This window comes from Vibrio sp. S12_S33, assembly GCF_963889785.1.
Lineage (GTDB): Bacteria > Pseudomonadota > Gammaproteobacteria > Enterobacterales > Vibrionaceae > Vibrio > Vibrio aestuarianus.
Window position 1 is genome coordinate 1 of the sequence record NZ_CAWPQZ010000022.1, and the last position, 23,707, is coordinate 23,707.

The following is a 23,707-nucleotide window of genomic DNA, read 5'->3' on the forward strand; positions in this document are numbered from 1 at the left end:
ACCGAGGCAACTCCAAAACTTCTACGCAATGAGTGGGAGCTTAATACTTGAACCTAGGCGAGAAAGATCCTTCCCTAGAGTCGTGAAGAAAAAGCCAAGCCGATACCCTAGAAAATACAATGCCGCTCACCTTAAGTGAACGGCATTAGAGCACTACACTCCCCGTTTTTTAAATCATAAGTGAGGTTAGTTATATCCCTCCAACATCCTCTTCTTCAAGCATAGATGCACACTTAATATCGTACTGATTGAACGAAAATATACTTGCGCCATGTACCCGCTTGGTGACGACACGTTCATCACCAAATTGAACAGTGACATGAGTGTATACTTTATTTTTGGCTTCTATTGTATTGATCTCAAGTAATTGTTCAAACTCATCCGTGAGTATCTCTAACGCTATTTTGGCTTTTTCTAAATGTTCATTTGATTCTTGCTTAAATTGTTCAATTTTAAGCAGCTGCTCTTCGGTCCTTTCTGCTTTCGGCTTTTTCTTAAACTCAATTTCTTGGCGAATCACGTCCATAGTGGCTTCTTGGGCTTGGGTATAATGATCTTTGTGTTTGGCTATACGATCTTTATACATGGCATAGCGAGCAAAAGCCTGCACATGAGTAGCGGTATCCCCTTCAACCCCCAGATTAAAGCAGACAACCTTGCCACCAACTTTGGCATGACCGCCGCTCAATGTGCCTTGTTTTTCTTTACTATCAATAACTTTCAGCTCATTGCCACAACGCAACTCATTACTCATACTATGTACCGCTAGATTAATATCTTCCGCGGCTTGTAGTTCACTAAATTGAGCATAATTTGCTGTAATCGAACCACCTGATTTGACAATACAGCTCTTGGGTTCACCTTCCGATACCGTATGACCAATAATACCTTTTCCAACTTCAATGTTATCTTGTGCCTGAACATCAGCAGACTCAATAAACCCACCGATGGTGATTGAGCCTGTAGCACGCACAATCATACCAGGTTCAACATCCCCAGTGATCACAACACAACCTTTAAACTTCACGTGACCGGTAGCAACACTAACGTTGTTTAAGCATAGTGCATTATCTACATCCACCGTTTTGCTCTTGAGTATTGGCATGCCAGCCTGGCTAGACAGCAATAAATTAGGATCATTAGGTGATATATAAGAACCTTTACCGGCAACCAATGCTGAATCTGTACCCGGCTTAGGTGGAATAATTTTGCCTTGAACGGTGTAGCCAGGCGTACCTTTAGTGGCTGGAATACGACGCATCACTGCGTCATCTTGGCCAACAGTGATCGTTTCACCGAGGTTACGCATATCAACTTTGTCTTGGCCTGGCTTTTTGGCTGGAGCTAAAACACGCTTAGTAACATCTTCAACTAAAGCAATAAACTGCGTATCTTTACCCTGAATTGGCTCTTTTCCTTGTGCTACTGGTTGGTTGAAGATTTCGCCACCTTTTAAAGTGTGACTCACCATTAGCACTTTTTTTAACGCTAATTTATTAATACCTTTCGTTACATGAGACTGTGCTAACGCGTGCACTACCTCACTTCCTCGTAACGCTCTTCCGCCGTAAGCTCCCGTAACAACCATGCTTGCAAGCATGTCATTATCACTCAATACCACTTCGACGGTTGCATGCTTTATGCAGGCAATAGCAATACCGGAAAAGGCTTCACCTTTTCCTTCTTTGGCACAATTAATAAAACGTGTAATTTCAGCTTCATCTAAAAAGTATTTCGCAGCACCAAGCTCCAATAATGCTTCTTTCAAACCAGTATTATCAAAACGCTTATCGACAGACTCCGTTCCCGGAAGTTGCGCTATCACTTGCATTTTGTCTTGTGAAAACGAGATAAAGCTTGTCCACATATTACTCAACCCACACGTTCAATTATCCTTTACTTGGCAGTGTATACAATTTAATGATCGGGCTAAATATATCGACAATCAAACTAAGGGATACATCACTTAGTGATGACCAAACTCACCCAATACTGTCTAAAGAATAGGATGGATTGAAATAAATGGGCACTTTTGATATGTAATAAGTCATTTTGTAGCTATTCACTGGCATACCTGAGATCGTATTCTACTACGCGTTGAGTGAATAAATAGCCTTCACGCATCGCCCATGTTTTGAGTATTCAAATGATTCACAAAGCTCAGACACCAGTATCACTCCTCGACCATGCGTTTTATCGTTATTCTGGTCAACCTGGTTCTTATAATCAAACCCATCACCATTATGCTCAAGTAAAAAAGTCACTTGCGAGCGAGCAGGGTCGTAGTCCACGTCCAAATTAACCCAATAACTTTCATCCAACTCGCTCATTCGCTTCTCTCGTAGCTCATAAAAAGCAAAGAACCCTTCCGGGTCATCCTTTAATGCAGAGTCCAATTTCAGTAGGCCATGTTCAATGGCATTAGCGAACAACTCAGAAAGTACAGAACAGGCTAAATCAAGATGAGCGCCACTGCTGACAATGCCTCGCATAATATTGCGAACTTCATTCATGATCGTTGTCTTTTTGAGGATACTGGCGGGAAAATGCAAATGACTTTGCATTGGAATAGAACAAAGAACCGCTTTCTTCTGCGGTACAAGCACATCATTACGATTTGTGATAGGAAAGGTCATAGAAAGGATCGACAAGTCATCACCACGTCCCCGATTGGCAAATTGACGCACTTCCTCATACAGATCTGCGATAAGATCTTGGCGACTTCTTTGCAACACTTGCTCTAAACGTTGCTGGCCAAACTGCTCTCCTTTTTCGTTCATCGCTTCGGTAATACCATCGGTGTAGCAAATAATTCTTTGATTAGGTTCTAGCTTAAAATGCACCAAATTCACTTCGAATTCATCAGATTCAAGCACTCCCAATGGCATATGTGAGGAGACTAAGCGTCGAACAATTTGTCCGTCACTGTCGAGCAAATAACCATCGGGTAACCCCCCTCCCCACCATGATACTTCTAATCCATTCGCTCTAATCTCAAACACACTAGCGGCAAGCATCATGCCTATCGGCAGAAATTTCACGAGTGCATTATTCACTTCTTCGACAATTTCTCCAAGCGACATCCCTTTCTCTGTCATAGTAAAAAAAGTTCGTGTCGCAGGAATGGTTGATATAGCGGCAGGCAGACCATGTCCGGTAGCATCCGCAACCATCACATACACACCGCCGTATGGTCGATTTGCTACTACAATGAGATCACCATTAAAAATAGTAGAAGGTGTCGAGATATAATTTATCCCATAAATATTACTCACCTTGGTGCTCATCTCATCCATTAGGTTAGTAAAAATGGACTCGGCGATAGCGTAGTCATATTGCACCTGCTCATTAAAATGATGGAGTTCATCTCTTTGCAAAGTGACTTCATTATGCATTTTTACAATGCGGTAGTGTGCTTGAACTTTTGCAATCAACACACTCCGCTCAACCGGTTTCAGAATAAAATCATCACCTAGAGATAAGCAACGCTCATAAGAACCGTGGTCGTCTAAAACAGTCAGGAAAATGATCGGGATATGGTGGTAAGGAAATACTTGACGTATCTCCTTGGCTGTTGCAAAACCGTTCTTAATTGGCATCATTACATCAAGCAAAATAATGTCAGGCAACTCGTCCATTGCTAGCATTGCCTCAACGACACCTTCGCCATTTTCAAAGGTATCGATATGCTCGACGATATGAGACAAGATAAATCGACACAGCTCTCTATTCGTCGCATGGTCATCAACGATCATTACTCGCATAACCAGCTCCTTTTAAGTTTTATTCAATAGAAAACTTTTTATCAAACCGCGAAATAAGCAAAATTTTCTTGACTTGAGGTAAGGTGTTTATAATGCGGATCATCCCATCACTCTGTTCAAGATATTTATGCATATTCAGTAACATGCCAAGACCAGCACTATCAATGTAATCGACTTTACGTAAATCAATGGTAAATCGATAATCTCGATAGGGGGAATAACTGTTACGAAAATCTTTTACCAGACCAAATCCAAAAGCACCTTCTATTGCAATGGTGATATGTTTGGTGTTGTTATCCACTTCGCTTTCAATACTCATGTACCTTTCTCCTAAAACAGCTCAACGTCACCTTCATCCATACTGGTTTGGTTGGCAGCCGGTGCATTTCGGTTGCGCAATCGTTCCGTCAATTGCTGAAGCTGTTCAGCCAATAAGTCTTTAGACATATTCTGACTGTGAACTGCTTTCAAAAGCTCGATAGATTCTTGCATATACATGATCGATGTTTGCGCATACTCACCTTGCTGCACAACTATGTCGGCAAACTGGAGTGAGCGAACACCATTTCCCACTTGTGTTGTTAACTCATATCCTAACTCTTGAATCTTTTGTACTTCTTGTTCAATTTCGGTATTTATTTGTTGTACACCACGCAGCATATGGTCTACTTTTTCTTTAGATTCAATAACATGAGCCATATCTATCGAGGCCATGTCACCAACCGTTTGGTTTGCTTGTTGAACCGTTTGTAATGCCACATTAATTTCCGATTCTATTTTGCCATTAAGAGCTCGAGCTTTTACCGACAGTTCACGAACCTCTTGAGCAACAACAGCAAACCCTCGCCCAGCCTCCCCTGCCCTCGCCGCCTCTATCGCTGCATTAAGTGCTAGCAGGTTCGTTTGCTCTGATAAACCTCGTACTTGCGCCAATAATTTAAACACCGTATCGAGTTTTTCGGACATATCATGGATACTGTGTACTGCGGAAATACTTTTTTCAGAAATATCAATTAGCGTTTGTACAAAATTATCAATTATCGCCTCAGTACGTGGTAAAACTGTGGTTAAATCATATTCACTGCCTTGGTTAGCAAGCAAATTGTTAACCAATGTGCTAGAGATTAAACTTTGCTTTTCACTGACACTTTGCAAACCGAAAAAACTGTCATTGAGAGTTTCGATAGATTCATCAATAACAGTGCGTTGCATCGCCAAAGGTTCACTGACTTTTGGTAATGTCTCAGTAAATAACTGCTCTATTTGTTGGATATATTTCATTGAATCAAGCGAAGTATTTCCTTGAACTGTGGGGGATGATGACGAAAGTTTACTGTTACTTTTAAGGCTTAGCGGCAAGATAAACCAAGGAATAAATGCCGCAAGAATCCATACACCAATGTGCCAACTCAAATCAGAATAAAGCATAGCAACTAACAATGCGCTTATCTGCACAACCAAAGCCAATATGTATTTTGCTTTCTGGGTGATAGTTCTATTACTCATTGCCCATTCCTTGAAAGTAAATGTTTGCCAATTACGGATAAAGCTCATCACATATCCATTGAGGAATCGCACTCAGTGCTTTGATATGCAGAACAGCACCGATATCAACCGCCGCTTTTGGCATTCCCCATACAATGGAACTCTGTTCGTCCTGAGCGATAGTAAAAGCACCATGTTGTTTCATCTTTAACATACCTTGCGCTCCATCTTTACCCATTCCAGTCAAGAGAACGCCGATGGCTTTATCACCAACCACTTCAGCAACAGCGTCAAACATGACGTCAACAGAAGGCTTATGCCGATTTACCGCAGGGCGATCATCAAGCTGACAATAAAGATGGGCTCCTTTTTTAATCACAATTAAATGTTTATCTCCAGGGGCAAGGTAAGCACACCCATTGACTAATGGCGCCTGATGAGTAGAAAGCTCACGAACCTCAATTGCGCTGTGCTTGTTTAAACGTTCAGCAAATGGGCGAGTAAACATTGCACTAATGTGCTGAGTAATCACTATCGGCGGTAAGCCGGATGGCAATGCAGACAATACGCTTTTCACAGCCTCCGTTCCCCCAGTAGACGCACCAATCGCAATCAATTGATAACAAGTTTGTGCGTGGCTACTAACCAATTTTTCAGTGACATTAGCATGGTGACTGGGCTGAACGAGGTTTGCACCTGCGGCGATTTTAAGCTTTTCATTCACCAGTTGTTTATAGCTGACCATTTCAGCCGTATTTTCAATGGCGGGTTTGGGAAAATAATCGACGGCTCCCGCCTCTAAAGCTTCTAAAGTGGCTTCAGCCCCATGCTGTGCGAGTGTTGAGATCATCACCACAGGCATCGGTCTCAAGCGCATCAAATTTTTTAAAAACTGCACACCGTTCATTTTTGGCATTTCAATATCTAACGTCAGCACGTCGGGGTTATGCTTTTTTATCAGCTCTCTTGCCTGATAAGGATCTTCTGCCATTGCCACGACTTCCAGTATCGGGTCTGCATTGATCAACTCAGATAATAAGGCTCTGAAAACAGGGGAATCATCTACGACCAACACTTTGATCTTCTTACTCATTCAAATAACTCCACATCATTCTGTTTGTTATGAGTTTCACGTTCCAACTGTGTGGCATACCTCTTTTCTTGATTACAGAGCAAAATAGCGTCACTAAATGGAATCCTTTTCAACCACGCTCTGCCTGTTAATGGATCAAACATCACTTTTCTTGGTTCATAGCCACCTAGGTCTTTCGCTGCAACAATGAGCTGTTCTTGTTTCGCGTAACGGGTTATAAAGTCGATGTTTTTTTGACCAATCATAATTTTCAAACCGAGCATTTGAGCACCACCAAATAATTTAACTCTTAATCGCTGGCGATCAGCCCCCATTTTGATTAATTGGTTAATCAGTAACTCCATCGCATAACAGCCATATCTTGAGGCCGTTGATGCAATTTCATCTGGTTTCCAATGGTCAATTTGTGAATAATTATCAAATGGCAATAGGAAATGGTTCATTCCTCCAACTTTCGCTTCAGGGTCCCATATACACGCTGCCACGCACGATCCCAAACCAGTACAGATAATTTCTTGACGGTTAGTGCAATAGATACCTCCGGGCAGCACTTTCACCCAATCCACTTTCTTTTGTGGGTGGTGGAACCGATTAAAATGTCGGTTATCCTCTGTTGAGTGAATCGCTGACGATGCCATGTTTAATTACCTTATAGCTTCACATAAATGGTGTGGCCAAGATGATGGAATAGATCAGCACATCGCCCGACACTTTCTGAGTGACCAAGAAGTAAAACCCCATTAGGTTTTAGCCAATCATAAAATCGTTTAATCAAGGCCTCCTGCGTAGGTTTATCAAAATAAATCATGACATTACGACATGAAATCAGGTCTAGGTTATTAGTTACTGTCCATCGAGATAACAAATTAAGTGGCTGAAAATGAACATAGCTTTGTAATTTACTGGCTATCTTCATCTTCCCATGCTGCGCACCGACGCCTTTTAAAAAGCACTTTTTTAAATACGGTTCCGGGATTGTAGCGGCTGCTTCATCTGAATAAATTCCAGCTTGCGCATGCGCCAACACTTGAGTATCTAAATCGGTCGCATAAATATCGACATCCTGGGCAAAATCAAATAAACCTGAGCAATAAAGTGATGCAATAAAACTGTACGGTTCTTCGCCAGTTGAACACCCTGCTGACCAAATTTTAGGATGACTAACCTGTTGAGCTTTCCACTCTGCCAATAACACTTTTTCTAAGAACTCAAAATGATGATACTCACGGAAAAACTGTGTTTTATTAGTCGTCAGTGTATTAATAAAGTGAATACGATCTTGCTCATTTTGCTCAATAAGCTGCTTATAATCACTAAACCGTTGCACACCACGTTTGCGCATCTGACGACTGATCCGCCCATAAACCATGGCTCGTTTAGCGTCTGAGAGATAAATGCCCACCGTTTTATGCATGAACCACTGAATGAATTTGAAGTCGCTATCTGTTAACTCAAACTCTTGGTTAATATTTATCGCAGTCGCACCGGTTAGAACTCTTCCCATTCATCTCCGTCCTCAGCAAGATTGAGCGTTGAATTAACCACTTTGGTTGGTGATCGGATATCACTCACATTCGCTTTAGTGGTTTGGGCAACTCTGTGCGGCTTTTTCGATTCGAAAGTGGTGATATTGCTATCAGTCGCAAAGTAATTCATTAAGTTGAGCAACTCTTTACCTTCATCTTTCAATGACTGGCTTGCTGCCGACGTTTGTTCAACTAGGGAAGCATTTTGCTGTGTCATCTCATCCATTGCGGAGATAGCTCGATTAATTTCATCAATACCTGTTGACTGTTCAATACTAGAAGACGCTATTTGAGCAATAAGATCAGAAACTCGCGCTACAGCATCGACAATTTCTTTCAACGTCGCACCAGATTCATCCACCAAACGCGAACCTTCTTCGACCTTCTCAACACTGTCTTTGATAAGCCCTTTAATTTCTTTGGCTGCTGCTGCACTGCGCTGCGCTAAGTTACGCACTTCTCCTGCCACAACTGCAAAACCACGGCCTTGCTCTCCAGCTCGCGCTGCTTCAACGGCGGCATTTAGGGCTAGTAAGTTTGTCTGGAAGGCAATTTCATCTATCACACCAATAATGTCTGCAATCTTTTTACTGGCACTGTTAATTTCAGCCATCGCAGAGATCGCTTCGCCAACCACTTCCCCACCTTTGCCTGCTTTTTTGGCGGCATCATCAGCTAATTCATTCGCACCTTTGGCATTATCGGCGTTTTGACGAACAGTTGCGGTCATCTCTTCCATGCTAGCGGCGGTTTGTTCTAGATTCGAAGCTTGTGCTTCTACTCGCTGGCTTAAATCATTATTACCATCGGCAATTTCAGTTGATGCTGTCGCGACACGCGCAGACGAAACCGTAATTTTATCGACCATATCGCGTAAATTGGTAATGGACGTATTGACTGCATCAGTAAGATGACCAAACTCTCCTTGGCTACCTTCTTCCATTTTGGTATTAAGATCACCTTCCGCCACTTTACTCATCACATCAATACATTGGCCTAGAGGTGCCACGAGTGTATCAAGTAAATTATTGATTCCTTGGCCTAATTCACGCATGAACCCACTGTATACTGTGGTATCGATTCGCTCATTCAGCTCGCCTGCAATCGCCTTTTGTATCAAGCTTTCAACTTGGCGCTGGCCGTCTTGCTGCTCGGTAATATCGACCCACTGCAATGCCGGACCAATATACTCACCCTTGCTATTGCGCATCGCGATACAAGTTAAGTTAAATTCTAATGTTCCTACTTTAATATTCGATGAAAATGGCAGGCGATCTGGGTCTGAAATAATGCTGCGCTGGTGGCCCGGATTTTTATGGAACACATCAATGTTCTTTCCTACTAGGTTACTGGCATCAAAGCTCGATAATACTTTACGTAAATCGCTTTCTCGGCTGTGCATCAACTTAGATAACGATGGATTGAGATACTGAATAATGCCATTTTTATCCGCCATCATCAGGTTGGTGGTCATACCCTCGACGGCAGACGCCAAGCGACCAATTTGTTGCTCTTTAGCTCTCTCCTCTGTGACGTCTCGCCACTCCAATGTATTGCCAATGTACTGGCCATTTAAGTCATGAATTGCCGCAACGTTTAGTTCAATTTTGAGATCACCAATCGAAATGTCCGTGCTGTAAGGCAAATTAGTAGGGTCGCTGAGCAATTTTCGTTGGTGCGCAGGGTGTTGGTGGAACTCATCAATACAGCGCCCTAACAACCATTCCGCAGAAGCAGTAAAGCCTGACCACACGGTGCGCATGGTGCTTTCATGCTTAGCAAATAATGCCAATGTTTGTTGGTTAATGTAGGTAATAAGAAGGTCACGATCAATCATAACCATCGCGGTTTGAGCCTGGTCAACCGCGGCGCGCAAACGCGCCACTTCGTCTTCTTGTCGGCGTATAGCGGTAACATCTCGCCACTCTAATGTATTGCCAGTATAAGCCCCATTTTCATCGATGATCGCCCCAACGTTCAGTTCGATTTTCACCCCTTTAATATCAATGACGGTCGTAAACGGTAGGTTTGCCGGTGTAGAGAGCATTTGACGTTGGTGCTGTGGGTTAACATGAAAACCATCAATGCAATAACCCATTAAAAATGATTCGTCAGCTCGAAAGCCAGGCCAAACACTTTGAAACAGAACCTCATGCTGTTTAAGCAAAATCAATGATTGTTTATTGAGATAGGTTATTTGAAAATCTCTATCAATCATCATCAATGCGGTTTTTGCCGCGTTGAGTGCAGAGAGAAGTTGCTGGTTTGACATCCCTTCATTTTCATCGACTCGCGGATCATTTACCGGTGGAACAAATTGCGTTGTGGTTGCTGGTTTTCTATTCCAAAATGCCATGAGTATTCCCTCACATAATAGCTTCTTCTACAAACGTCTGGTTTAGCCCTGTTACATCAAAAAGGGCCTCGATGTTAATTAAGATCAAATGACCATTGGCTACAGAGGCGATCCCTTTCATAAAACGCTGATCAACCGATGACGATAAGGCTGGGACTGGTTTAATTTGCTCTAAACTCAGGTCATAAACCTCGGAAACACCATCGACAATGACCCCTAATGGATTGTTGTGACCATCATTGAGGACAATGACAACCGTTGTGGCGCCTATTTGTGCAGGTGACAAATGAAAACGTAGCCGCAAGTCAACAATCGGAACGTATTCACCGCGGATATCAAGCAACCCAAGTAAATAGTCGGGGGCATTGGGTACCGCACGAACGTCATTCCAACCTCGAACTTCACGTACGTCTAAAATTGGTACAGCGTACTCATCACCGTCAAGCACAAAACTGAGAAATTCTTGTGTCGGCATAAGCTACTCCCCACCTAAAATGCGCTGCATATCAAGAAGCTCATAGGTATCAAGCAGTGACATCACCTCATCACCAACATTGAGTAAACCCAGCAAGTAAGACGCCGCGGTAGTTTCACCAATCGCAGGAAAGAGCACATTCTCACCTTGAGCAATCACATCACTCACAGCGTCGACAACCAAACCCATCACTCTTTGTTGTTCTTCTTGCTGACAGTGCAATACTAATACGACAGTAGTTGGTAAGTACTCACAAGGTGACACCCCAAAGCGAATACGTAGATCAATAATAGGCACGATCATTCCCCGCATATTGATGACACCTTTGACAAATTCAGGAGCATGAGGAATTGGCGTGGGTTGTTCCCATACTCTAATCTCTTCCACATCCTGAATGGCGACGCCATAAAGTTCTTTAGCAAGATGGAAACTTAGAAAATCAGCGGCGCTGCTGCGTTCTTCATACAATGCATTCAACACGCTTTGCGCTTGAGCCGTCTTTTGATGAGTTGATGAATATTCTGCTTCCATTCCTTCTTCCTTTTCATCTTTATTAGGCTGCAATAATTTGGGATGAGGGATTTGAACGGCGATTTGAGTACGCTGAAATTAAACCTTGAATATCTAATATCAGAGAAACTGAGCCGTCGCCTAAAATCGTAGCGCCCGAGATACCGGATACTTTGCTGTAGTTGGAATCTAAGCTTTTAATCACAACTTGCTGCTGATCCAATAACTCATCGACCAATAGCCCGACTCGGTTGCCTGCCGCCTCGACAAAGCAAATAATCCTATCGCTTAACTCTCCACTTTCCCCCATCTCAAGCTCATCTTGCAGACGTAAGATAGGGATGTTTTCTTCCCGTAAGCGGTACAGTTCAACCCCACCAGCGGCATATTTGATGTTGGCATGATTAATTTGAATAGATTCGATGATCGTCAGAAGAGGAATGATATAAACTTCACCGCCTACTTTAACCAATTGCCCATCCAAAATGGCTAAGGTGAGCGGTAAGCTAATGGTGAAATGACTGCCTTTACCAAGCGTTGATTCCACTTCAATATGGCCACCGAGCTCTTCAATGTTTCGTTTCACCACATCCATGCCGACACCTCGACCAGAGATATCTGAAACTTGCTCTGCTGTTGAAAAACCGGGGGAGAAAATAAGGTTAAGTATCTGTTTATCAGAGATTTCTTCACGCCGAGAGTCTTTAGGAAGCACACCTTTTTCTATGGCTTTTTGCCATATTCTTTCACAATCAATACCTGCACCATCATCTTTTACTTCAACAATAATTGAACCACCTTGATGGTAAGCATGGAGTTCTATCGTACCGGTTTCCGCCTTGCCTTGATCAAGGCGAATTTGCGGCTGTTCAATACCGTGATCAATGCCATTTCGCACTAGGTGTACTAGTGGATCAACAATGCGTTCCAATACCGTTTTATCTAACTCGGTGTTTTCTCCGACAATATTCAGTTCAACTTTCTTTTCAAGCCGACCGCACAAATCTCGAACTAAGCGAGGAAAACGGCTAAAAGCAAAACTCATTGGTAACATTCTGATATTTAGTACATTTTCTTGTAGATCTTTACTATTTTGCAGCAGTTGAGCGAGGCCAGCTTTGAGTTTTTCCAGCTTATCCATACTGAAATCATTACCAATTTCAGTCAGCATTGATTGCGTAATGACTAACTCCCCTACTAGGTTAATTAAGCTATCAACTTTATCGATATCAACCCGAATCGAGCTAACACTCGATTCGGGTTTCGCAGCTTTAGTTGCTTTCGGAGAAGGGTCAGAAGTTGGTATCGTCACAACAGATAAGACGTCTTCCTGCCTATTGCTCGATTCTACTATCGGTTGATCTGCATGAGGAGATGTCATTTGAACGCCGATCTCTAGCCGTGAAATCGCCAAGTCACATTGATCTTCAACCCATTCGAAAATCTCACGAATATCGTTTTCATCAATGCCACCATTTAAGGTAATCGTCCAACCTAAATAGCAAAGTTCAGCCTCGATTTCAGCAAGCTCGGGAAGAGTATCTTGCTGAACCTCTATAGTGCATTGCTCATCGAGTTCTTTGAGTTCGCGTAAGAGTCTCAATGGATCATTACCACTAAAAAACAGTTCTTGATGAGGCGAAAAGACGATCTCCCAACGGGTGTTTGCATTATGATTTTCGAGAGGGCTCTTTAATTCAGTGTTTGGTTGCTGAGCATTATCCAGTACTTGCTCTTCATCACTTATCGACAATAACGCTTGCAAAGAATGGCTAACTTTTTGTTTAAGATCATGATCAACATCGATACCACTTTCGTGTCCTTCGAGCATGTTTCGGATGCAATCGCCACCTTTAAGGAGAATATCAACACTTAGAGCAGTTAACGTTGCTTGTTCATTTCGCACCAAATCCAAATACGCTTCAACCAAGTGAGTGAACTCACTGATATCAAGTAAGTTAAACGTAGCGGCTCCACCTTTTATCGAATGAGCGGCACGAAAAATAGTATTAATGGTCTCATTGTCAACCTCGAGAGGATCAAGGTTAAGCAGTATACTTTCAAGTACTTCAAGATTTTCACGACATTCTTCGTAAAACATCTTGCGCAACATTTCCATGTCTAGAGCCATAGATATTCCTGCCCATTGATATTGTTATTTATGATTGTATTTTTTATATGGTTCTATTTTTAAATAACGCGTTTCAGTGTTTTTAATAAAGTGTCAGGGTTAAATGGCTTGACCAACCACCCCGTTGCTCCTGCTGATTTTCCCTCTTGCTTTTTTTCCATACTGGTTTCAGTCGTTAGCATTAAAATGGGGATGAATTTGTACTGTGGTTTCCCTCTTATTGCTCTTACCAAATCAAACCCACCCATGATGGGCATGTTGACGTCAGAGATAACAACGTCAAACTTTGTCTGCTGCGCCTTGCGCAACGCATCACTTCCATCATTGGCTGTTTCAACCTCATAACCCGCATCTTTCAATGTGTGGCTAAGCATTTGGCGGATTGAAACAGAATCGTCAACAGCGAGAATCTTTGTCATAGATTTTTCCTTACAAACCCCGATTACTCTGCGAACAGGCCTTCTAAAGCCAGCACTGTAATCCCTTCAGTGAGTATATTTGTTGCGTTTACTAAGCTGATATCGATGTTGGCATGCCTCGCTGTCATAAAGAATGAAGCGAGTAATTGAATTCCTGCGGCATCAACATGTGCCACGAGAGAGGCATCAATGCGCAGAGGGGAATTTTGTTTAAGCCATTCCAGATATTGAGCTTTAGAATCCAACACCGTTGAAATTTCTAAAGACTCAGCCAACATCAAATCCATACCAACCCTTATGTATTATTATTTTTCTAATTATTTTGTTTTAAGCCTGATTTTGAGTGTAGAAGGTAATACTTAATTAGCAAGCAGCTGCATAACAACAAAAAGAGAAGATAAAAAAGCAAACAATATAGAAAAAAGTTGTAACTCATTAATAATTAAAATTTTTAATCAGAGATAGCAAGACTAAAAATAATATGAAACATGACTTGGGGAACTTCATTTCAATGAATTATTTACAGTGTAAACTTTATTTATGATCCAACATTTTTGAGGTAAAAAGCTATAATTTTAAAGAATATAAACATCGGTAGTTGGGTGTTTATGTTACCCAACGTTAGCAAATAACTTAAATACTATTCACAAGATTAGTTTGGAATGATTCAACGAAAATATGCTAGTTCAGGCAGAAAACGAAGACTAATATTGTTGATATTTACACTATACCCAAACAACTTGAAGTCTCAGGTAGGCGACAAGTGATTTCATCCCCAATCACATAGATAAACTATGTGATTGGGGTAAACGAACGTAGCAACACCGCTGCAACTTCAAGTAGGAATGGTATATCAATGTGTTATAAAAAAGCCCCTAAAGACCAATCAAGGGCTTTTTATTTGTGCTGAAAGTTTTAAGCGTGCTGCTTTATCGCTTTAATGAGCACTGAAGTATCCATTCTTCCATCACCTTGAGCGGATAGAGATTGATAAGCTTGGATAGTATTCTCTGTCATTGGTAGTTTCACGCCTTGGCGCTGTGCCTCATCAAGGCAAAAGCCTAAGTCTTTAATCATCCAATCAATGGCGAATCCATAATCAAATTTGCCCATTGACATATTCACCGCACGATTTTCCATCTGCCATGAACCTGCCGCGCCATTTTTTAAGCAATCCACTAAAGTAGCAATATCTAACCCTGCCTTTTCCGCCAAAATAAGTCCTTCAGACAAACCATTTAATACACCTGCAATGCATATCTGATTAACCATTTTTGCGCGCTGACCTTGCCCTACTCTCCCCATCAGTACCGATGATTTACCATAAGCGGAAAAAATAGGTTGCAGCGTATCGAAGAGAGCTTGGTCTCCACCGCACATAATCGTCAATACACCATTTTCAGCGCCAGCTTGTCCACCAGATACCGGAGCATCCATAAAACGAATGCCAGCGGCTACAGATGCCTTTTCTAGCTCTTCAGCAAGCAATGCCGATGTGGTGGTGTGATCAACCAAAATCGAGCCAGGCTTCATTGCTGCAATCGCACCTGATGGGCAGGTCGTCATACTGCGAACGTCGTCGTCATTACCCACGCAAGTCAGCACAATATCGGCATCTTTAACACAATCGCTTACATTATCAGCAAGCTTGCCTTGGTATTGTTCTACCCACCGCAGCGCTTTGGAACGTGTGCGGTTATAAACCGTGACATCAAACCCCGTAGCTTGCAGATGCCCCGCCATAGGAAACCCCATAACCCCTAGACCAATAAAACTCACTTTCATTGTTTTCTCCTTATATCAGCAACGCGTCAGCCCTAGTTTCGGGATTGCATGCATTATGTCTATGACAATAACCTTCTCGTTATACCTGTTTTTAGTAGGAATAAGGAGAAGAAACACACATGCTTTGCACGGAAAAATAAAAAACCGAGCTAGTAGCTCGGTTTATATGGTTTTGATGAAATTACAACTCAGCGTTATGGTAAACCTGCTGAACGTCATCACAATCATCTAGCATATCTAAGAACTTCTGGAACTTCTCAGCATCATCACCGGTAACTGGAGTATGGGTTTGAGGTACAAAAGTAATCTCTTCCACATCCAAAGTGATATCTGGAAATTGCGTGTTCAAAGATGTTTTTACTTTGAAGAATTCAGTGTGTGGCGCAAATACCGTGATAACACCATCTTCAAGTTCTACATCCGTTACGTCAACATCATCCATCATCAGTGCTTCAAGGATAGAATCTTCGTCATCACCTTTAAACTGAAATACAGCTTGATGATCGAACATGTGCGCAACAGTACCTGGAGTACCGATTTTGGCACCAGTCTTAACAAAGCATTGGCGAACATCTTGGAAAGTACGGTTACCGTTGTCAGTCAAGCAATCCACAATAACGCTTGAACCACCAGGGCCAAAACCTTCGTAACGAGCTGGTTGGTAATCTTCACCGCCACCGCCAGCAGCTTTGTCTAGCGCTTTATCGATAACGTGAGCTGGTACTTGGTCTTTTTTCGCCTTGGTGATCAGGTGACGCAAAGACAAATTCATGTCTGGGTCTGAACCACCATTTTTCGCACACATGTAAATTTCTTTACCGTATTTGGAATAAACTTTAATTTTTGCGCCTTGAGTTTTCGCCATTGAGGCTTTGCGCACTTCAAAACTTCTTCCCATCGGGATGATCTCTCTAATTCAATTTTATGCGAGGGATTTTAGCAAAAAGTGGGATCATTTCAATTCACCACTTAGCAAAGACATGAACGCTACGCAACGCCCATCACTCTTTTGTATTTGTTCACCGACTGCAAAAACCACTCTTTCTCTGTCTCACTGGCAATTTTTGATTGCTGTTTCGTGATTTCCTCTGGCCCAGCTTTACCCTGCTTAAGTTTCCAAATTAAAAATGAGGCTTGCTTATCAAGTTCCACTTTATTTTTTTCATCAGCAGGCAGTAAAGAAAGGTTGAAGGACATGAGTTAGCCTAGATCAGTAAATACGTGGCACGAAATATAGCATAGGAAATGAGAAAATTAAGAGTAGAAATGTGCGTTTTGTCGGTATGAAATCAAGAAAAACGAAAATACAAAGGGTGGTACCAAGACCACCCTTGTGAATTTAATCGTGGGGAACACGTTAGTGAAGTATGCCTAGCTCCTTTGCTTCATCAATGGTTAAACCACTTTCGCGAATCTCTCTCAATGCTTCAATGCGGCGACGAGCTTCGGCTGATTTAAGGTTTTTAACCGGTTTTTGAGTTTCTACTTCTTCCGTGAAGTCCCACTTACTTGCAATATCTGTCATTTCGTCATGGTTAATAGAATTAATGGACATTGTTACCTCCGAACAAACCATGTAATGGACACGTAATCTTTAGCAAAGGGACCGATTGTTGTTAAGAACATTTAGTTCATAATGTGATTGGCGCTAGGGTTTCTGGAATCTAATTAATAAATCCCTCACTTATCCTTTGCTCAACAATCAGTGTAGAAGTACATTTAAGAAATTACCTTAAAAAATGTGTTCTGATCCAGCTCTCATTTTGGCTCTCCAGTCCCTATTCAACCTAACTCTCAAGTCATTTCCCCATATATAGATAAATACTCAAAACTAAACCAAACTATACCCAAGCAACTTGAAGTTACCGGTAGGCGGCAAGTGATTGGGGTGAGCAAACGTAGCCAACACCGCTGTAACTTCAAGTAGGAAAGAGATATACAAAGAAGTTTTGTTTACAGATGGATAGTCAATCTAAGCGATTGGAAGGAGTGATGATGTCAAGGTTATTGATTTGGTTACATGCAATGGAAGCACTTCATCAGCAACGAAACGATACTCAATGGCAAGCGCTTGAACAGCTACTTATCGATGTCCCAAGGAGTGTATTTGGGCCAAATATCAATGACAATCAAAGTAAAGCAATTGCTTACTTTTTGGATGGTTGTCTACGTTTATTTCAACACCAGCAAACCAATCAACAAGATGCTGCCTTTCAATATTTACAGTTTGCTTACGCCAAACTACAGCAGACAAGTGCCGATCCGTTAACCGACTTAATGATCAAAGATTGGTGCATGAAACGGCTGCAATATCTTATCGTTCTTTCTCTCGAATTTTGTCAGCAGCAAGATCAAACTCAATGGCACGCTATCGCTTCAGGCTTAATTGATGCACATGTGAGCTTTATGGCATCCCTTTCTTGGAATGATGATCAAGGTCTGCATACCATTTTGATCCATTAAGATAATTAACCTTGATCATGTTTCCATACGTGGAATTTGGGGCAAAAAAAAGCGAGCTCAAAAGAACTCGCGAATCTGTTCAGAATGTAACAATATGAGCCAATCTATCAATCAGATAGGGAAAAGGTTGTCTATTCGTTTTCTAGTATAGTTAATGCAACCAATTGTAATGTCAATTACTGGTCAGAATTGTGTTGTTAATTTGTTTATTACTAAATGCCAATAGCGACTTCATCAAGCGCACGAAAGACTGATTCATCTAGGTGGCCATCATAAACCTGTTTGCATACTTTGCGGCGTACGGCGAGGCCTGAAATTAAACGTTCTATTGATAAATGTTTATTCTCGTTTTGTGTGTTGTAAAGCTCAATTAATTTGCTCAACGTCTCATATGGGATCATCTCACCACTCACACGTAGCCAATCAAGCTTATCTATAAGTTCTATACACTCCTCTTTAATTGATGAAGGTGAGTGACCAGTCATTGCAGATAACGCTGTTATACTGCGTTCTAGAGCCTCTGGAGAGGTATATTTAGATAGGGTTATCGTGATTTCGTCAGCATTGATCTCTACAAGGTGTTTTCTCTGCTTAACACGACGTCCCAATTTGCCTTTTGGTGATGGTGCTTTGCGCTGAATTGGCTCAAATTCTCCATCAATAATCTCAGCCAGTTCTTCTAGTTTCTGCTTGGATACAATTTCATTGCGCAGAGGATTAGGCAATGTAGGAGCCATATTACGCTTACCAGCGTTGGTTGTACGTGCGCGTGAATAGCGTAAAACTTCTTCAACATCGCACTTAATATCAACTTGGTAATCCGTGATCTTATTCTTTTCTGTTATTGCTGTTACCGATAAATGATAACCCCATAGGTTAACGATAAAGATCTCATCGTTGCCTTTCCCTTCTGATAGCCGTTTCAATTCACGGATCAGATCCATTGAGAAACGACGCCATTCAATGTTACGGCCCAATTTTTGGTTGAGCTCGCTAAGTAGCATGCTGTCTGTGTGGCGACGAGACATCCTACTCCGAAAATAGGAGTACAATTGAAACACTAAGGTATGTTGTTTCAAGATCTCTGGTGGAAATAGGAAGAAATAATCACGAGTGAGCAGCTCTTCGTAGAATGACGGCTCCCAGACTAAAATATAGAGATTGGGCTTGATCCGGATCTCGCCATCAGCGCCCTCGGTTGGCGCTTCTTCTGAGGCGGTGATCGTTCTAGCAATAAAACGGAATCGATCACTCTTAAAACCTTCCGGCATATTTTCACTTAGCCAACGACCAGTCAATTCGTGCAGTTGAAAATCGGTAAATTCAATACGATCAATACTATCGCGAATTGAATCACGAGCAGGCCCACTGTCCTTTTTTCCACGTAACGACAAAATATCCGTAATGTAGAGCGGTGTTTTATTTGGAGTATGGGTGGTATTAAGTTGGTAGTCTTCTTGGTGATGATCATGGTATTGCACGGTAAGCGTAAACAGCGCAAACAATGTCATTAAATCATCGACCGTCATGATATTCTTCGATGAGCGGGTTTCAATAATCGCACGCGTCCCTGAAATTGAAACCATTGATTTCTGGTAACTTTTACGAGTTCTTGGTGGCGCTAATGCTTGGTCAATAATCCCTGCCCAATTGGTTGGAGAAACGACAAATTGATCCGCTTCATCTTTCATAGCTGGTGGAATATTTAACCCATGTTCATTGAGCAAACGTTTATTCACTTGAGTTTGAGCTAATGCTTTCGACCGTTTACGTTTTTCGGTTTGTTTTACTGATTCAGTGACTAAACTTGTTGATCCTAGGACTGAGATCAATTGGTTAGGGTTGACGAATTTATGTAACATCGTCTTGCCAGCTAGTCCTTCCTCGAATTTAACAGGGATCTGTTTAAATAAACCGATGCTTACTGCGGCACGTAAACGTTGCTGAATCGCAGCTCTGGTTAGTTGACCATCTGTTGCTTCGATTAATTCGGTTGTGGATACTAAACCGTCTTGACTCCGAAAGCCTCGTAAGGAGATAAGATTAAGAAGTTCAACAATACTTTTCGTCACGCCTTTGAAGTGTTGGTATTGCTCAACCCAATCTACGGCTGCCTCAGATATTTCAAAAAGATGACCATCTTTATGACTTCTTGGTGCTTTGATCAGTATTTTTTCGTCTGAGTTCATTATTAGATCCGTATCACACTGGCCGTAATATCGCTATAGTTCCAACAGAATAAAGAAAAAGAGATCATAAATAAAGAAAAATTTATTGTTTGTAAATAACTGATCTTTTTGATTATTCTGATCTATATTGATTATATGATCTAATGATCAGGAGAGATATCTCCCTGTAATGCACTGTTTTTTAATGATAAAAAAAAAACACCCTCAGAAGCATGATCATCGTGGTTATGAAAACATGATCAATGCTTAGGTGAAAGCATGATCAATATTTCGTTGAACTATGATCATTGCTGTTCTGAATCAATGATCAAAGTATTCTTAAAAGCATGATCATCATACATCCACAACTTATCCACAGCCATAAAGTGAAAGTTATCCATTTCTCCATCATAAGTCGAAATTGGACTAACCTTTGGCTACGGAACAATGATCATGAAAAGTATTCTTTCGTTAATTTTGGATACGATTTGTACGATTTCATCTCAAAATAACAATATCATGCTTTGCTATTGGTGTTATTGGGTTGCAAGCATATTGCAGCAAGCATGATCAAGGCCTGAATTGAATGTTCTTCACTTCGTTTGTGTTTTTCTACATGTCGTATCAACAGAAGAGAAATACGCTCGCACTTGATTCCATCTACAATCCCCGTAATTTAAATGAGATTTTACATGCTTCCGTAGATATTCTGTACTTGATCATTGATCCGTAAAAGATCAGGTTCTATTGTGGGAGCTTAATCAACTTGAATGCGATAGATTACTCTTGATCATTGTTCCTAAGTATCCATTTTTATCAAGAAGCATGATCATCAAATAAGCCTTGATCATGCTTCCACCATTTTATAGTGATCAAAAGCTATTTCTCACCGAGCACGATCGATTTAGTGCGAACTTGATTGATGATTTTTATTACTATTTTCTCACTATATAGAATGAAAATGACACTAGCCGTAAATTACAGAGATTCTATAATCGTTCCGAAGGTTATTTTTTAAAGGAGCTATAACTTTTCCATATTTTTATTATCGATGGAATTTTCATTATCCCATTCTGTTTTATATTTTCTAATCAATGTGAGTTTACATTGTAAATAAGTGACAACGTAATACTTTAAATCTTTCCAAGTTTGTTGAGAAATAATGTCGTACATTTTGCGTTTATAAATTGGCTACTAACATTAAATACCTAATTTATTTTCTATTTAATGTGACATCACTCTAAAAGTGAATGTTCACCTTTTTATTGTGTATTATATTTTTTGCTGTACAATTCTTAATTAAGTACCTATTACGGAATTTGGCAATGAAAAGAGAACAAACGATAGATAATCTCTACCAACTCGCAGAATTGACGCAACAAGTTCAAGCTGACCGTATTGAAATTGTTTTAGAAGAGCGAAGTGATGACCACTTTCCTCCAATGTCTAAAGCTCTGATGGAAACGCGTTCTGGTTTAACTCGTCGTAAGTTGGATGAAGCAATTACTAAATTAGAACAAGCAGGGCATCAATTTACTAAGAATAATGCCAATCATTATTCTATTTCTCTTGCTGAAGCGCACATGCTAATGGACGCTGCAGGTGTGCCTAAATTCCATCAACGTAAAAAACATGGTGACCACAAACCCTGGATTATTAATGTTCAAAATCAAAAGGGTGGCACCGGGAAATCGATGACAGCGGTCCATTTAGCCGCTTGTCTAGCGCTGAATTTGGATAAACGTTACCGTATTTGTTTAATCGACTTAGACCCTCAAGGTTCTTTGCGCCTATTTTTAAATCCGCAAATCAGTTTATCTGAACACAGTAATATCTACTCAGCGGTTGATATTATGCTCGATAATGTGCCAGAAGGGACGGAAGTTGATTCTGCGTTTTTACATAAAAATGTCATGTTGCCAACGCAGTACCCAAACTTGAAAACCATTTCAGCTTTCCCTGAAGATGCAATGTTTAATGCTGAAGCTTGGCAATATCTTTCTCAAAATCAATCGCTTGATATTGTGCGTCTTTTAAAAGAAAAGTTGATAGACAAAATAGCCGATGATTTTGACATGATCATGATTGATACTGGCCCACACGTAGATCCGTTAGTGTGGAATGCGATGTATGCCTCTAACGCGTTATTGATTCCATGTGCAGCAAAGCGCTTGGATTGGGCATCGACAGTCAATTTCTTCCAGCATCTGCCAACTGTGTATGAAATGTTTCCAGAGGATTGGAAAGGGCTCGAATTTGTACGTCTGATGCCGACTATGTTTGAAGACGACAATAAAAAGCAAGTGTCGGTTTTAACCGAAATGAACTACTTATTAGGCGATCAAGTTATGATGGCGACGATTCCTCGTAGTCGTGCATTTGAAACTTGTGCTGACACATACAGCACTGTATTTGATCTCACCACCAGCGATTTTGAAGGTGGTAAAAAGACGCTGGCAACGGCACAAGATGCTGTGCAGAAAAGTGCATTAGAGCTTGAGCGCGTACTTCATAGTCATTGGTCATCACTTAATCAGGGGTAAATAAAACATGGCAATTAAAACGTCTGATCTAAATGCAAAACTGTTTGGTAAAGCGAATAAACGACGTGCTACCACCCCACAAGAGGCACAAACAGCGGCTAAGGAACAGGCCCAAGTTATCGAACTTGCAGTGGCTGGCGAAGAATTGGTAACGTTTGAGTTAGTACGTATTCCGGCTGATCAAGTGGCGGATAAAACGGTCGTTTTTTCGCAAAATGCACGTGAACAAGCTTTCCTAAATGAACATGCTTTGTCCGATGTTCTCACAACATTACGTGAACGTGGCCAGCAATACCCTGCTGTTGGGCGTAAAACGGCTGATGGTAAGATAGAAGTCTTAGACGGTAGCCGTCGTCGAATGTCTTGTATCCTGGCTGATAAAGAGTTTCTGGTTTACGTTGCCGAAGATATTAATGCTGAACACGCTAAATTTCTTTCTGATGTTGCAAACGCACATAAGCCACTTTCTTTGTACGAAAAAGGCAAAGAAATGCAGGCAAAGCTCGATAATCAAGACGCTGAAGATCAAAAAGCCTTAGCGAAAATGTTTCAATGCAGTGAAGCGTTAGTTAGTGGTGCTTTAAAGGCTGCAGCTTTACCTTTGGAGCTACTGCAAGCCTACCCAAATGTGGTTGAATTAGGTCGTCCGACTATAGTGAAGCTGCATAAGCAGTTCCATGAGCTAGACGCTGACCAACAAGCGAAATTATTAGCAAAGTGTCAATCTAAAGAAGGCTTTGTGTGGCAGCGCAGCAGCGCGCAAGGTGTGGCTAGGTTGACCAAAGAAGTGACTGAAACCATTGAGTCATGGATCCAAGAGTTAGTGCCACCTAAGCGTGCTGCGGCCACCAAAACTGACCTTGTCAAAGGCCGTGCAAGTTATAGTCGCAACGGCAGTAATTTGGCTCTGAATTTAAAGAAAGTTGATGACGCTACGATGCAAGAAATTTTAGATTTTATTCAAAGTAAACTCGATTAATTTTCTGCAG

Annotated in this window: 21 protein-coding genes and 1 pseudogene; 4 read left to right on the plus strand and 18 right to left on the minus strand. The window is 41.3% G+C overall.

The genetic code is table 11. The annotated features are described in order from the left end of the window. A pseudogene (locus AACW06_RS11355) lies at nucleotides 1-139 on the plus strand (IS4 family transposase); the annotation flags it as partial. Between the two features lie 51 nt (nucleotides 140-190). On the opposite strand, the gene AACW06_RS11360 reads toward AACW06_RS11355, so the two are convergent. The 17 genes from AACW06_RS11360 to AACW06_RS11440 form a co-directional block, all read right to left on the minus strand. Further along, nucleotides 191-1,867, minus strand: a complete 1,677-nt coding sequence (locus AACW06_RS11360) for a DUF342 domain-containing protein (protein ID WP_192075134.1) — start codon at nucleotides 1,865-1,867, stop codon at nucleotides 191-193. A gap of 223 nt (nucleotides 1,868-2,090) precedes the next feature. Beyond that, nucleotides 2,091-3,764 carry an ATP-binding SpoIIE family protein phosphatase gene (locus AACW06_RS11365; RefSeq protein WP_238336688.1) on the minus strand — a complete coding sequence of 558 codons (1,674 nt, stop codon included), beginning with the start codon at nucleotides 3,762-3,764 and terminating at the stop codon, nucleotides 2,091-2,093. A gap of 19 nt (nucleotides 3,765-3,783) precedes the next feature. After that, the gene (locus AACW06_RS11370) at nucleotides 3,784-4,083 is read right to left on the minus strand and encodes an STAS domain-containing protein (RefSeq protein WP_192075135.1); all 300 of its coding nucleotides are present in this window, start codon (nucleotides 4,081-4,083) and stop codon (nucleotides 3,784-3,786) included. Nucleotides 4,084-4,094: 11 nt separating this feature from the next. Beyond that, complete coding sequence (locus tag AACW06_RS11375; protein ID WP_192075136.1) at nucleotides 4,095-5,270, minus strand: methyl-accepting chemotaxis protein; 1,176 nt, start codon at nucleotides 5,268-5,270, stop codon at nucleotides 4,095-4,097. Nucleotides 5,271-5,301: 31 nt separating this feature from the next. Beyond that, nucleotides 5,302-6,342 (minus strand): protein-glutamate methylesterase/protein-glutamine glutaminase, encoded by a 1,041-nt coding sequence (locus tag AACW06_RS11380; protein ID WP_192075137.1) that lies wholly within the window; start codon nucleotides 6,340-6,342, stop codon nucleotides 5,302-5,304. Continuing rightward, on the minus strand, nucleotides 6,339-6,980 hold the full coding sequence (locus AACW06_RS11385; protein ID WP_192075138.1) for a chemotaxis protein CheD: 642 nt from the start codon (nucleotides 6,978-6,980) through the stop codon (nucleotides 6,339-6,341). Before AACW06_RS11385 ends, AACW06_RS11380 begins: the two co-directional genes overlap by 4 nt. 11 nt (nucleotides 6,981-6,991) lie before the next feature. Continuing rightward, entirely contained in the window at nucleotides 6,992-7,846 is an 855-nt protein-coding gene (locus tag AACW06_RS11390; RefSeq protein WP_192075139.1) for a CheR family methyltransferase, read from the minus strand. Continuing rightward, nucleotides 7,831-10,224, minus strand: coding sequence for an aerotaxis transducer Aer2 (aer2, locus tag AACW06_RS11395; RefSeq protein ID WP_192075140.1), 2,394 nt, complete (start codon nucleotides 10,222-10,224; stop codon nucleotides 7,831-7,833). The genes AACW06_RS11390 and aer2 overlap by 16 nt, the downstream gene beginning before the upstream one ends. A 10-nt stretch (nucleotides 10,225-10,234) precedes the next feature. After that, nucleotides 10,235-10,699, minus strand: a complete 465-nt coding sequence (locus AACW06_RS11400) for a chemotaxis protein CheW (RefSeq protein WP_192075141.1) — start codon at nucleotides 10,697-10,699, stop codon at nucleotides 10,235-10,237. A gap of 3 nt (nucleotides 10,700-10,702) precedes the next feature. Continuing rightward, nucleotides 10,703-11,230 carry a chemotaxis protein CheW gene (locus AACW06_RS11405; RefSeq protein WP_053308945.1) on the minus strand — a complete coding sequence of 176 codons (528 nt, stop codon included), beginning with the start codon at nucleotides 11,228-11,230 and terminating at the stop codon, nucleotides 10,703-10,705. A gap of 22 nt (nucleotides 11,231-11,252) precedes the next feature. After that, on the minus strand, nucleotides 11,253-13,340 hold the full coding sequence (locus AACW06_RS11410; RefSeq protein WP_192075142.1) for a chemotaxis protein CheA: 2,088 nt from the start codon (nucleotides 13,338-13,340) through the stop codon (nucleotides 11,253-11,255). 59 nt (nucleotides 13,341-13,399) lie between these two features. Next, entirely contained in the window at nucleotides 13,400-13,759 is a 360-nt protein-coding gene (locus AACW06_RS11415) for a response regulator (RefSeq protein WP_053308943.1), read from the minus strand. Between the two features lie 23 nt (nucleotides 13,760-13,782). Further along, the gene (locus tag AACW06_RS11420) at nucleotides 13,783-14,046 is read right to left on the minus strand and encodes an STAS domain-containing protein (RefSeq protein ID WP_192075143.1); all 264 of its coding nucleotides are present in this window, start codon (nucleotides 14,044-14,046) and stop codon (nucleotides 13,783-13,785) included. Between the two features lie 628 nt (nucleotides 14,047-14,674). Continuing rightward, nucleotides 14,675-15,544: an NAD(P)-dependent oxidoreductase gene (locus tag AACW06_RS11425; protein WP_192075144.1), complete on the minus strand. Its 870-nt coding sequence runs from the start codon at nucleotides 15,542-15,544 to the stop codon at nucleotides 14,675-14,677. A 181-nt stretch (nucleotides 15,545-15,725) separates the two neighbouring features. Continuing rightward, on the minus strand, nucleotides 15,726-16,442 hold the full coding sequence (locus AACW06_RS11430; protein WP_053308940.1) for a YebC/PmpR family DNA-binding transcriptional regulator: 717 nt from the start codon (nucleotides 16,440-16,442) through the stop codon (nucleotides 15,726-15,728). A gap of 89 nt (nucleotides 16,443-16,531) precedes the next feature. Next, nucleotides 16,532-16,741 (minus strand): DUF3283 family protein, encoded by a 210-nt coding sequence (locus AACW06_RS11435; protein ID WP_053308939.1) that lies wholly within the window; start codon nucleotides 16,739-16,741, stop codon nucleotides 16,532-16,534. 160 nt (nucleotides 16,742-16,901) lie between these two features. Next, nucleotides 16,902-17,099 (minus strand): PA3496 family putative envelope integrity protein, encoded by a 198-nt coding sequence (locus tag AACW06_RS11440; protein WP_192075145.1) that lies wholly within the window; start codon nucleotides 17,097-17,099, stop codon nucleotides 16,902-16,904. Nucleotides 17,100-17,539: 440 nt separating this feature from the next. Between AACW06_RS11440 and AACW06_RS11445 the strand changes: the two genes are divergently transcribed. Continuing rightward, entirely contained in the window at nucleotides 17,540-18,007 is a 468-nt protein-coding gene (locus tag AACW06_RS11445; RefSeq protein WP_339379018.1) for a transcriptional regulator, read from the plus strand. A gap of 212 nt (nucleotides 18,008-18,219) precedes the next feature. Here the strand turns inward: AACW06_RS11445 and AACW06_RS11450 are convergent, their stop codons facing one another. Then, nucleotides 18,220-20,196: a replication initiator protein RctB domain-containing protein gene (locus AACW06_RS11450; protein WP_192075146.1), complete on the minus strand. Its 1,977-nt coding sequence runs from the start codon at nucleotides 20,194-20,196 to the stop codon at nucleotides 18,220-18,222. Nucleotides 20,197-21,500: 1,304 nt separating this feature from the next. On the opposite strand from AACW06_RS11450, the gene AACW06_RS11455 reads away from it, so the two are divergent. Together AACW06_RS11455 and AACW06_RS11460 are read left to right on the plus strand one after the other, a co-directional pair. Further along, nucleotides 21,501-22,718, plus strand: a complete 1,218-nt coding sequence (locus tag AACW06_RS11455; RefSeq protein ID WP_053308935.1) for a ParA family protein — start codon at nucleotides 21,501-21,503, stop codon at nucleotides 22,716-22,718. Nucleotides 22,719-22,725: 7 nt separating this feature from the next. Beyond that, nucleotides 22,726-23,697 (plus strand): ParB/RepB/Spo0J family partition protein, encoded by a 972-nt coding sequence (locus AACW06_RS11460; RefSeq protein ID WP_168524379.1) that lies wholly within the window; start codon nucleotides 22,726-22,728, stop codon nucleotides 23,695-23,697. Nucleotides 23,698-23,707: the final 10 nt, after the last annotated feature.